The organism is Lutibacter litoralis (assembly GCF_014646675.1).
Classification (GTDB): Bacteria; Bacteroidota; Bacteroidia; order Flavobacteriales; family Flavobacteriaceae; genus Lutibacter; species Lutibacter litoralis.
In genome coordinates this window covers 111,138-123,759 of sequence record NZ_BMNS01000010.1, presented here as the reverse complement: position 1 = coordinate 123,759, position 12,622 = coordinate 111,138, and the positions used below count along the sequence as shown (strand labels likewise).

7 protein-coding genes are annotated in these 12,622 nt (G+C 31.1%); 1 reads left to right on the top strand and 6 read right to left on the bottom strand.

Features of this window, described 5'->3' with window-relative positions; translation table 11 throughout:
* The 4 genes from IEW75_RS15925 to IEW75_RS14820 form a co-directional block, all read right to left on the bottom strand.
* Window positions 1-979 (bottom strand): S8 family serine peptidase (locus tag IEW75_RS15925; RefSeq protein ID WP_188704093.1); only part of this gene is annotated, 979 nt, incomplete at its 3' end.
* A complete protein-coding gene (locus tag IEW75_RS15920; protein ID WP_134246910.1) occupies window positions 942-1,760 on the bottom strand; it encodes a S8 family serine peptidase in 819 nt (272 codons plus the stop codon). The genes IEW75_RS15925 and IEW75_RS15920, both read right to left, overlap by 38 nt.
* A gap of 311 nt (window positions 1,761-2,071) precedes the next feature.
* Window positions 2,072-3,721, bottom strand: coding sequence for a RagB/SusD family nutrient uptake outer membrane protein (locus IEW75_RS14825; protein ID WP_134246911.1), 1,650 nt, complete (start codon window positions 3,719-3,721; stop codon window positions 2,072-2,074).
* Window positions 3,722-3,750: 29 nt separating this feature from the next.
* Window positions 3,751-6,873 carry a SusC/RagA family TonB-linked outer membrane protein gene (locus tag IEW75_RS14820; RefSeq protein ID WP_134246912.1) on the bottom strand — a complete coding sequence of 1,041 codons (3,123 nt, stop codon included), beginning with the start codon at window positions 6,871-6,873 and terminating at the stop codon, window positions 3,751-3,753.
* 303 nt (window positions 6,874-7,176) lie between these two features.
* Here IEW75_RS14820 and IEW75_RS14815 point away from each other — a divergent pair, with 303 nt between their 5' ends.
* Window positions 7,177-8,469, top strand: coding sequence for a helix-turn-helix transcriptional regulator (locus tag IEW75_RS14815; protein WP_134246913.1), 1,293 nt, complete (start codon window positions 7,177-7,179; stop codon window positions 8,467-8,469).
* A gap of 166 nt (window positions 8,470-8,635) precedes the next feature.
* On the opposite strand, the gene IEW75_RS14810 is transcribed toward IEW75_RS14815, so the two are convergent.
* A complete protein-coding gene (locus IEW75_RS14810) occupies window positions 8,636-9,796 on the bottom strand; it encodes a C40 family peptidase (protein ID WP_134246914.1) in 1,161 nt (386 codons plus the stop codon).
* Between the two features lie 153 nt (window positions 9,797-9,949).
* Entirely contained in the window at window positions 9,950-12,580 is a 2,631-nt protein-coding gene (locus IEW75_RS14805; RefSeq protein WP_134246915.1) for a valine--tRNA ligase, read from the bottom strand.
* Window positions 12,581-12,622: the final 42 nt, after the last annotated feature.

Sequence of the window (12,622 nt, the reverse complement as noted above, 5' to 3'; positions counted from 1 at the left end):
GACAATTATCATTTTCATCTAAAACGTCATCATTATCATCATCTGTATCACAAACATCACCTTGACCATCAGCATCAGAATCTAATTGGTCTGGATTCTCTACCAATGGACAATTGTCAATAGCATCATAAATACCATCATTATCTGTATCAACCTTTGGTACATTATCTTTAATTCCATTAACAACTAAAGAAAAATTTTGCACATCGTTAACCAAGGTATTTTTATGGGTAACCGATATAGTATATTTTCCTGCTTCTATGTTAGGAATATCAATTTTTTCTACATTATCTCTAAAATTATCTCCTATTGAAGCTGCATCTGTAAAATTATTTGAGGTACTATTTGGTGTCATTACCCAAGGGAAGTAGGTATTTCCATTCCCAGTAATTCTCACATCTAGGTCATTTACTAATACAGCGGTTTGATTGTCCTTTCCACTAATTTCATACCCAGCAGGATCTCCCCAAGCTATTGTTAAAGCTAATGGAGAAGCTCCATCAACCTCAATACCAAAAGAATACGCATTTCCGTTACTTAATGCTTCTTCTTTAATTAGTGTGGTTACATTGTTATTTGAAATTACTAAAGCTGCTCTTTCACCATTTAACAATCCCCAACCACTTTGAAAATCTGGACCTTCGTGTACCCCAACTTCATCAGCTGAATTAATAATTAATGCCTTTGCCGTGGCAGATTTCATATACGCATTATTATAATTGTAATAATGTTCTTGTAACAATGTAATTGTTCCAGTTACAACTGCCACCGCCATAGATGAGCCACTTTTAACTATATAATCTGTTGAACTTTCATTATTTGATGAAAGAATTCCAACTCCATTTGCAGTAATATCTGGTTTAATTCTCCAGTCATCTGTAGGTCCCCAATTACTAAATTCAGATTGTTTTACAGAAGATGGCCCTCTATAATTTAATACATCATCTACTGCGCCAACAGTAAGTATATTTTTTTGCACCAGAAACTGTATAAATTATATCATAACCATAGTCTGAAACATTTACCCCATCATTTCTATTATTTCCTGCAGATTTACATATTAAATAATATGGTGCATTATAAGCAATTTCGTCCCATTGTACAGCTCTGTTATCATACTTTCCGTATAAATTTATTTCTCCATCCGGATCTCCAGTACTGTATGAATGATTTGATATAATTCCACCATTAATAGCAAAATCTATCATTTCTATTTCATCATTATCACTCATTCTAGAAACAATAGTAGCTAACGGTGCCATTCCTTTAGCTTCACTATTTACTCCTGAAGCAATCATTGTTCCAGCAGTATGTGTAGCATGTGAAGTCCTTGGACTTGATTCAGCATTTGTTATTCTGCCTTGAAGCTCTTGATGATTTGATTTAGCACGTCCTCCAGCTTCCCAATGACCAATTTCCACACCTTTACCACTTAAATTCAGCCCGCTTTCACCACCTGACCATAATTTGGTAACTCTTGAGGTTAAAGCTGCATTTAAATTATCATCAAAATCATACTCTGGTAAACCTTTGCTGTTAACCCCAGACAAATAACCTATATTCCCTTTTGAATTAATAATAGTTTTTTTAAACCCTGAAGATTTCTTAGATAGCTTTTTATTTCTTTTAATATATTTTTTTGAAAGTTGTTGTAATTCAGAAAGATTAGTTTGTTCTACAATTTTTATTCTATCTTTTATGTTTTGAGCATGTATTTTATTAAAAAGAAGTATTAGAATTATTACAATTATTTTTTTCATAATGGAATAATTACATGTTTTTTTATTTATAGTCCAATAATTAAATACCTTGTCTGCTATGTTAAATCAAACATTTTAATTATAATTATTTACAGTTTCGATTGTTGTTTTTCAAAATATAAACATAAGAGATTTTGAAAACTATTGAATTTAGGTTTTATATTTGATATAGGTTTACCGCCTCATGTTTTATTAATAATATGGCTAAGAACATAATAAAATACCTTATAGGGTTTAAACCCTATAAGGTATTTTTATTCTAATATTTAGAATATTTTTAACTTCAAATCTGTCTGATTATATATAAAATATTAATTTTGATCAGCTGAAGTTAAATTTGGATTTGCATCAATCTCAGCTTGTGGTATTTTAAACAACCACTCACTATTAACAGATGGTTTAGCTTGTTGATACGCATTAATATAAAGGTCTTGAGAAGCTCCTGAACCTCCATCAGCAGCATGGTCAATTCCTTCATCCCAACGTATTTTATCTGTATATAAGAAACCTTCTCCCCATAATTCTAAACCACGTTGAAATTTAATATGTTCCATTAATGCTTCTTTAGTATTATAAATAGTTACATCATAAGCACTATCACGTTCTTCTCCTAATGGTTTTAATGCATTCTGTGCGGCAGTAATATTATTCAACATCGCTTCAGCTTCAGCTTCTATTAGATACATTTCAGATGAACGCATTAAAATAATATCATCTGGATCTGTAGTTCCTGGAGATTTATTTCTCATTTTAACATGCATATACGGATGCGTATTATGTCTAGAAGTCCAGCCATATACACTTGCTAATCTATCAACTTCGTCGTCAAACTCATCTTCAGTAGTATATAAAGGATTTGTATTTTTCTTCCAGCCACCTAAACCATTTGCAGCCGAAGAATTTGAATTTGGAGCATCTTTTAAAAACAAATCTTGTCTGTAATCTGTATCAGGAATTTGTGCATACAACCTTTTATCCATAATCTTAGGATTATTTCTAACTTGACTACCGTTAAAAGTATTACTCATTAAGTAAAAATAAGAACGGAAATACGTAGTTTCTGTAGCTATTACATTGCTTCCCCACATAACTTCAGGAAGAAGTGTAGTATTAAATCCAGCTTTATAATCGCTTTCGTCCATAATAGGATAATTTTTACGTGCTTCTTTTGCTGCATCAGCTGCTGTACGCCAATCTCCACTATTTAATGCAATACGTGCTTTTAAACCATAGGCTACATCTATATTTAGATGCGATTTAGCGTCTGCGGTTCCTGTTGGTCTAGAAGTAGCTCCTTCAAAATACGTAATTGCAAGGTCGATATCCTCTTTACATTGATTATAAATTGCTTCAACTGTAGATCTTGGAGCACTTGTAAAAGGAGCTTCAGAAGAATACAATAATGGCACACCAGGATCCGTAGTAGGGTTTCCAATTAAATAACCTTTAGCAAAATGTTGCACCAATGATAGATATGCATAAGCTCTGTAGGCATATGCCTGTCCTAAAATCTCTTTAAACTTAGCATCTTCAGTAATAGTTCCTTCTGCTGCTTTATTGATAATAGCATTTGTACTTGCAATAATGTGATATCTTTGGTACCATAACTGTTCAGTTGTTCTTGAAGTTTCTTGATTATGTGATAACCAACGTGCTTCGTCTTGCCACCCTAAATTATTAGATGAAGCAGAGTGAATTAACCCTCCAGCTAAATTATCCCCTATCGGTACCCAATAATGGTTTCCAGATCTATAACTGTCTCCCCCAGAAAGTAGGGTTTGAGGTTGTGCATATAAAAGACGATGCAATCCTTGAAGTATTAATGCCATATTATCGGCTGTGGCCAATGCATCTGCTGAAGCGATGGCATCTGTTGGTTTTGTCTCCAGAAAATCATCTGAACACGAAGTTACTGTAATAAACCCTATTACAAATAACATTAAAATTATTTTTTTTAACATAGTTCTATGTTTTAAGTATTATTAATTAATTAAAATGAAACGTTTAATCCAACAGAGAAAATTCTTGCAGGGCTAAAGTCATCACCAGAAGCTGTTCCTCCTACACTATATTGAGGATCTAAACCAGTTCTTTTACTCTTTAAATATAGGTTTTCTCCTGATATTGAAAGTCTTAAATTATCAACTCCTATTTTGTCCGTAATTGAACCATCAAAAGAGTATCCTAAATTAATATTCTTCAATGTCCAAAAAGAAGCGTCTGTTAAAAATCTAGTAGATGCTGATTGTACCAAAGCATCACTTCCACTTTCTAATCTAGGCACATCAGTTACATCGCCTGGCTGGCGCCAAGCGTTTAAAATATCTGGGTGATATGATCTACCATAGTTACCACTATGCATCATAGCAGCATACCCATAATCTAAATATTTACCACCAAATCCATAAGTCATTAATACATCTAAAGAAAATCCTTTATAACTCAAACTATTAGAAACTGAACCTAAAATATCTGGTATAGCACTATCGCCTGTATAGGCTCTTTCAGTTTCTTCCCAATCATTAGTAGTTTCTTGAACACCATTAACATCTAATACAGGTACACTATTACCGTCATCATCTATCTCAAACATTTTAAATAATTGATCTCCATTATCAGGATCTATTCCTGCTGTATGTAATATATAGAAATCGTATCTAGATCTACCTTCTTCCCATCTTTTTGATCCATTTATAAACGGGTCTGGAATGTTAGTAATTTCATTTTTAAATGTAGATGCCTGCAGTGTTAAGTTCCATTTTAAGTCATTTTTATTTACTATATGCCCTGTTAAACTAAGCTCAATACCAGAATTATACATATCTGCAATATTTGAAGGAACTTCATTTAAACCATTACTAAGCGCAATAGGTAAATCATACAATAGATCTGTAGAATTTTTCTTATAATACTCAATAGAACCATCTAATAAATTATTAAATAATCCAAATTCCAAAGCTACATCAAAACTTTCAACAGTTTCCCATTGCAAGTCAGCATTACCAATTTCAGACCAATAAATAGCTGGATTTCCAGCATTAGATGTTAATCCATATCTTGGTTGGGATAAGAAAAAGTCACCTAAATCATCATTTCCAACTTGTCCAAAAGATCCCCTTAATTTAAGTTGATCGATAAACGAAATGTTTCTTATAAAATCTTCTTGATCCATTCTCCAAGAAGCCCCTACAGAATAAAAATTACCCCATCTTGATTTTTCATCAAAAACAGAAGAAGCATCTCTCCTTGCTGAAGCACTTATATAATATTTATTATCGAAGTTATAGTTTGCTCTTAAAAAATAACCTTCCACGGTTTTTTCTGTTGTAGCACCATCTAAACCAACTGGCTCTGCAAAGTTATCAAATTCAAAAATTCCTTCAGCGACTTGTTTGATAGCTGAACCACCAAAGCCAGAATATAACCTTTTAAAACTCTCATGTCCTGCTGTAACTTCTATATTATGAATATCATTAATACTTTTTCTATAGGTTAAAATTTGGTTGAAATTTTCTACATCTCTTCTATATCTATCTTCACCATATCTTCCTGTTGGGTCTGCATCACCAATAATATTATTTTCATATTCTTTAACAAGACCTTCATTAATATCTCTACCATAGTTAAGTCTAAAATTAAGGCCTTCCATTATATTAAAATCTGCATAATATCTAAACCCATAGTTGTTGTTTTTTTTACGTTCATCATTTAAAAGTAATTCTTGAAGTGCATGACGACCTTGATTGGTTGGTCTTGATCCAATATTGTATTCTGAATATCCTTCTCCAGAGTCAAATATCCTATTTCCTCCTGCATCAAGCACAAAGTTTCCTTGTAAATCATTTACATATACTGGGTAAATTGATCCCATACCTTTAGCAAAACCAAATGGGTTTGCAATACTACCTTCACCTGCCGAAGTTGGTCCACTAGAATTTGAAAGTGCAATATTAGCACTTCCTCCCATTGTTATTGTGTTGTTCAATTCAAAATCTGCATTTAACCGAGTTGTTAAACGATCAAACCCTGTAGTTAACACATAACCTTCTTCATCTAAATAAGATGCAGAGAAAAATACTTTGTGTTTATCTCCTCCACCGGCTACGTTTATGCTATAATTCTTTCTTATACCTGTTTGTTCCATGGCATCATACCAATCCAAACCTTGATAAATTAAGTTTGCACTTGGATTCAATTTTCCATCTGTTCCTACAATTTGATCGTTTGGAACATTAAATGGGTTATACCCTAACCTGTTGTAAATATTTGCTGAAGCATAAGCTGGATCTCCACCAGCGGCACTTGTATTTCTCAAAGCCTCCCACATAGTTTCATAATATTCACCAGGATTAACTGCGTCATAATCTGAAATAGCTCTCGAAATCATTCCATATTGAACAGAAGCAGTGGCTTTTATATCACCTTTAGAACCGCTCTTAGTAGTAATTAAAACAACACCATTTGCAGCTCTAGAACCATATAGTGATGTAGAAGATGCATCTTTAAGAATTGTAAAAGACTCTATATCATCTTGGTTAATTTCGCTCATACCACCTTCATATTGCATTCCATCAACAATATAAAGTGGAGCTGCACTACCATTAAGTGTTCCTACACCACGAATAATCATTCCTGGTGATGAACCTGGTTGTCCAGAAGCTGAAGTAAATTGAACACCAGTTGCTTTACCTTCAATTGCAGCGATAGGCGATGTTACACTTCTTAAAGCTAAATCCTTAGCACCTACTACATCTGCAGCTCCCGTAAAAGCAGCTTTAGTTGAAGTACCATAAGCGGTTACAATAACTTCTTCTAAAAGATTATTGCCTGTCATTATAACATTAATAATATTTGAAGTTCCTACTGTTTTTTCTACATTAGACATTCCAACATAACTAAAAACTAGAACATCACCAGAATTGACTTTTATGGAGTATCTACCATCAAAATCGGTTTGTGTACCGCTTGAGGTTCCTTTAACTAATACGTTTACTCCTGGTAATGGACCTGCTTCCTCAGAAACAGTACCAGAAACTGTTTTTTCTTGTGCAAAAGAAATTTGCACTAATAACGCAAGAAATAACGTTAAAATACTTCTAAACTTTGTTTTCATTTAATTAAGTTTTTGTTAATGATTAATTGATTTGCTAATATTAAGATGTAATATTACGAAAACGGTTGCGTAATTTGAACTATTTTTTTATTATAACTTAAAAATAATTTGTTCGAGTCACTCAACATAACAAATCTAAACATGCAACATTCTAATTAAATTATTTGTACTGCTATTTATCTACTACAAACAAGTTTTTTTATACATAAAATCTACTATATTTGATATTTATTATTTTTTTCACCTAATAATTCTTAGGATTTAAGAATATTTTGTAAAAAACCCTAATTATAAATTTATCAAATGAGAGTACTATTTTTTTTGAGAATATTAATCATTTTTAGCTATTATTTTGTATCAATCAATTGCAGTTACTCGCAAGAAAACATCATAAAAACCGGGGATGAATGGTTTTTTTATGATAAAGCGGAAAGTCCATCAGAAAATTGGTACAAGGATAATGTTATAGATCATAGGTGGAGCACTGGAATAACACCTTTAGGCTATGGCGATAGCGCTATTAAAACTGAAATTAGTTACGGTACTGATTCAATAAATAAAATTATTACAAGCTATTTTAAAAAAACATTTTATTTAGACGATCCTTTTAAGTTTATTTTATATAAACTTAATATAAAAAAAGATGATGGCATTGTTGTTTACTTAAACAATAATGAAATTGCAAGAATTGATATGCCTAATGGTAAAATTAATCATAATTCATTAGCTACAGGGTTAATTGTTAAAGGTGAAATGGAAAAAGTTATTCATACCATTGTGTTATCTCCTGAAGATTTTATTACAGGTAAAAACACTATAAGTGCATCGGTTCATAAAGCTACAGCATCATCTGTAGATTGTATTTTCAATATTGAACTTATTGGAGATAATAATCCACAATTATTACCACAACTGTTTAAAAAGGCTACCTTAAAAAACATGAGAATAAACTCTAAGGTAAATGAACTTGTTTCAAAACTAGAAATTGAAAAAAAAGATTTGCAAATTGAACTCATTGAACAAAAGAAAGGTAATCTTAAAACTTATTTATTAATTACTGGTTTTTTATTTTTAACAACACTTTCAGTTTTAGTGTTTTTTTTGTTTAAAATAAGAAAAAAAGAAAAAAAATTATTTCAAAACATTTATGATTTAAAAGAAAAAAATAAAGATAAGGATAGAGAATTAATGCAAACATCTATTAACCACTATAACAATCAACAGTATTTAAAGGAGCTGAAAAAAGAACTTGAAAAAAATATATCTTTAGATGCAAAATCTATGAAAAATAAAATTGAAAATATAATTAATAAATTAGATTTTAATATTGATTACTCTGATAGTTGGGATAATTTAAAATATCATTTTAATGCTATTCATTCTGGCTTCTTTGATAAACTAACAAAACTTCACCCAACATTAAGTGATACTGAAGTAAGACATTGTGTATTTATGAAATTACATTTACAAACCAAGGAAATTGCAAATATACTAAATATTGATCCAAGGTCAGTTCAAGCATCACGATATAGAATTAAAAAGAAAATGAATTTAAATGAAAGTGATGATTTAAAAGAATACCTTAAAAGTATTTAACCTCCTAACTCCTGTGGTTTCAAATCTTTTATTAACAATTAATTAAACTTGTTCTATAATTTAACTACAAAAAAGGGAATCCAATAAATCGGATTCCCTTTCTAAATTTCATACTACAGCCATAGCTAGTGCATTGTTTTTTTAAACAATTTAATATTTAGCAGCTTTAAAGTTTTATTAGTTCTTTGTTTTCAACATCTAAATACCTTCTACTACCTAAATAATGTTCACCGCACCATGAATCATAAATATCAGATGTTGGATTCATTGAATTTAAACGTACTCTTTTAGAGGAATGTATAAATTCTTGATTTCCATTTCCAAGCCAAATACCAACATGGGTAACGCGTTGCTTTTTGTCTTCAGTTGCTTTAGTTCCAAAAAACATTAAATCACCTTTTTCTAAACCTTCTAATTTTAAATTTTCATCTACAATCTCGCCATTTAAGATTTGTTGAGAAGCATCTCTAGGTGTTACAAAACCATTCATTAAATAAACGGTTTTCACAAAACCACTACAATCCATTGCTTTTGTTGAAGTTCCTCCCCATAAATAAGGAGAGCCTAAAAAACTTTTTGCATAACTTTCAATTAATTCTTTGGAAGGTTTTAAAAGCGATAACCATTTTGCATAGCTTTCAACTTCATCTTTTTTAACAAAACCAATCCTACCATCCGGAAACTGTACTCTAAAACTAGTTGCTAATTCTTCAACTAATTTCACTTTTCCTCCAAGCACCATATCAGTTAAAATAATTGTAAAACTAGTATCCTGATAGGAATTTCCAATATTTTTTGTATATATTAAGAGTTCAGACTCTTTCCAATTATTGAACTCATTCTCGGTGAAAAATGCAATCCCTCCATTATCAACCCAAGCAATATATTTTTCTGGTGTTTGAACTAATGAAAATGATCCATCATTTTTTAAAACTTTTAACTCAGTTCCCAAAATAACTTGAGTCACTAATTCCGCAGAATGTTTTCCTTTACCTCTTAAGTTAGCAGCAGAGTTATTTGCTAATGCATATTTATGAACTCCGACTGTTAAATCCGGTAATATTGAAACACTATCCTTAAATTTAACTCCTTTAGTTGACAAACCTTTTTTTAATTCTTCTATTGCAAGTGGATTATCGGTTTCGCCTTCTAAAACTAAAACATCATCTTCATTTTTAAATGAAACATTATAAATAGCAACCCTCTTATCAGGTGCATATTTAAATTTAATACTGTCGCTCAAACTTTGAAAGGACGCTAATGAATTTTTATCAACTTGACAAGAATAAAAAAGTATGATAATTAAGAAAAATTTTATAATTCTCATTGTTTTAATTTTAATTTTAATACCTATTGCAATATATTGAATTTTAGTCAAATTTAAATTAATATTTAGTTTAAAAAAAACAAAAAGGGAATCCAATAAATTGGATTCCCTTTTCTAAAGTACATTTGCCAGCCATAGCAAAAGCACCGTTTTTTATAAGCTATTTAAACTAGCTTTTATAGTTTCAATTTTAGCCAAAGCATCTGCTTCCTTTTGACGTTCCATTTTAATTACTTGCTCTGGAGCATTGCTAACAAAACGTTCATTACTTAACTTCTTTTGAACTGATTTTAAGAAACCTTCATTGTATTTTAACTCTTCTAGTAGCTTTACTCTTTCAGCTTCTACATCAATTGCATCTCCCATTGGAATAAAGTACTCATTAGATTTTACTCTAAAGCTTAAGGCTCCATCTACTTTTTCAGTTACATAATTAATAGATGATAAGTTACCTAGTTTTTCAATTACAGCATCAAAAACTGTATTAATATTATCATTATTTAAAACTGAAAATTCAATTTCATTTTTAAAGGCAATGTTTTTTTCCTTTCTAATATTTCTAATTCCTGAAATTACTTCTGAAGCAACTTTAAACTCATTAATTAAATTTTCATTTACTGTTTCCATCTTTGGATATGCAGCAATAATTAATGCTTCTTCTGGAGTTCTCTCTGAAATATGTTGCCAAATCTCTTCACTAATAAATGGCATATACGGATGTAGCACTTTTAAATTATCTTCTAAAAAAGAGATTACTGCTTTTAAGGTTACTGCATCAATTGGTTGTTGGTATGCTGGTTTAACCATTTCTAAAAACCAAGAAGAAAAGTCATCCCAAATTAATTTGTAAATACTCATTAAAGCTTCACTAACTCTGTACTGATCAAAAGATTTTTCCAGTTCAATTAATGTTTGTTGAAACTTTGCCCGATACCATTCAATAGCAATTTTTGCCGATTGTGGTTGTTCTAAAGTTTCAGAAACTTCCCATCCTTTTATTAATCGGAATGCGTTCCATATTTTATTCGAGAAATTACGCCCTTGTGCACATAAATCTTCATCAAATAACAAATCGTTTCCAGCCGCAGAACACAACAACATTCCAACTCGCACACCATCAGCTCCATATTTCTCCATCAATTTAATTGGATCTGGAGAATTACCTAAAGATTTAGACATTTTTCTACCTTTATTATCACGTACAATTCCTGTAAAATATACATTCGAGAAAGGTTTTTCATTTCTAAACTCGTATCCGGCAAAAATCATACGTGCTACCCAGAAGAAAATAATATCTGGTCCCGTAACTAAATCGTTTGTTGGATAATAATAGTTAATTTCTTTATTATCAGGATTTCTAATTCCATCAAAAACTGATATTGGCCATAACCAAGATGAAAACCAAGTATCCAATGCGTCTGGATCTTGAGTTAAATCTTCAATTTTTAATTGTAGATTATTGGTTTTTTGTTTTGCTAATTCTAACGCTTGCTCAATAGTTTCTGCAATTACAAAATCTTCTACACCATCTCCATAAAAATAAGCTGGAATTTGATGTCCCCACCAAAGTTGACGTGAAATATTCCAATCTCTAATATTTGTCAACCAATGTTTATAGGTGCTATTATAATGTTTTGGAAAGAATTTAATTTCTTCATCTTCCAATACTGCTTTTAAAGCAGGCTCAACAATAGTGTCCATTTTTAAAAACCATTGTGCAGAAATTTTTGGTTCTATTACTTCTTTTGTTCTTTCAGAAGTACCAACTTTATGTAAATGTTGTTCTATTTTTACCAAACAACCTAATTCTTTTAATTCTTTTGTAATTTCTTTTCTAACAACAAATCTATCTTTTCCTTCATAATGCAATCCGAAAGAGTTTAAAGTAGCGTCATCATTAAAAATATCAATAACTTCTAAATTATGTTTCTCGCCTAAAACTTTATCATTTTGATCGTGTGCAGGTGTTACTTTTAAACACCCAGTTCCAAACTCAATATCCACATACTCATCTTCTATAATAGGTATTACTCTGTTTACAATTGGTACAATGGCTTTTTTACCTTTTAAATGCGTAAAACGAGGATCGTTTGGGTTAATACAAATAGCAGAATCTCCTAAAATAGTTTCAGGACGTGTAGTGGCAATTGTTAACACATCATCACTACCATCAATTTTATAATTTAAATAGTAAAGATTTCCTTGTTTTTCTTCAAAAATAACTTCTTCATCAGATAAAGTAGTTTTTGCAGAAGGATCCCAATTTACCATTCTATAACCTCTATAAATAAGTCCTTTTTTATATAAATCGATAAAAACTTTGGTTACTGCTTCACTTAAATCAGCATCCATTGTAAACTTAGTGCGTTTCCAATCACAAGAAGCTCCTAATTTTTTAAGTTGTTCTAAAATAATACCACCGTGCTCATCTGTCCAATCCCAAGCGTGTTTTAAAAACTCATCACGTGTTAAATCACTTTTTTTAATTCCTTGTTCTTTTAATTTGGCAACCACTTTTGCTTCTGTAGCAATTGAAGCGTGATCTGTTCCAGGAACCCAACAAGCATTCTTACCTTTTAACCGCGCTCTTCTAATTAAAACATCTTGTATGGTGTTATTTAGCATATGCCCCATATGCAAAACCCCAGTAACATTTGGAGGTGGAATTACAATAGTATAAGGTTCTTTTTCGTTTGGAGTTGAATAAAAATAGTTGTTATTCATCCAGTAATCATACCATCTATCCTCTACATCTTGAGGGTTATATTTTGTTGCTAAACTCATTTTGGTCTAATATTTGTAATACAGTTTGCAAATGTACAATTA

Bases quoted from the DNA above. Each gene is read 5' to 3' on its own strand.
- IEW75_RS15920 (WP_134246910.1), bottom strand. From the start codon at position 1,760: ATGAAAAAAATAATTGTAATAATTCTAATACTTCTTTTTAATAAAATA.
- IEW75_RS14825 (WP_134246911.1), bottom strand. From the start codon at position 3,721: ATGTTAAAAAAAATAATTTTAATGTTATTTGTAATAGGGTTTATTACA.
- IEW75_RS14820 (WP_134246912.1), bottom strand. From the start codon at position 6,873: ATGAAAACAAAGTTTAGAAGTATTTTAACGTTATTTCTTGCGTTATTA.
- IEW75_RS14815 (WP_134246913.1), top strand. From the start codon at position 7,177: ATGAGAGTACTATTTTTTTTGAGAATATTAATCATTTTTAGCTATTAT.
- IEW75_RS14810 (WP_134246914.1), bottom strand. From the start codon at position 9,796: ATGAGAATTATAAAATTTTTCTTAATTATCATACTTTTTTATTCTTGT.
- IEW75_RS14805 (WP_134246915.1), bottom strand. From the start codon at position 12,580: ATGAGTTTAGCAACAAAATATAACCCTCAAGATGTAGAGGATAGATGG.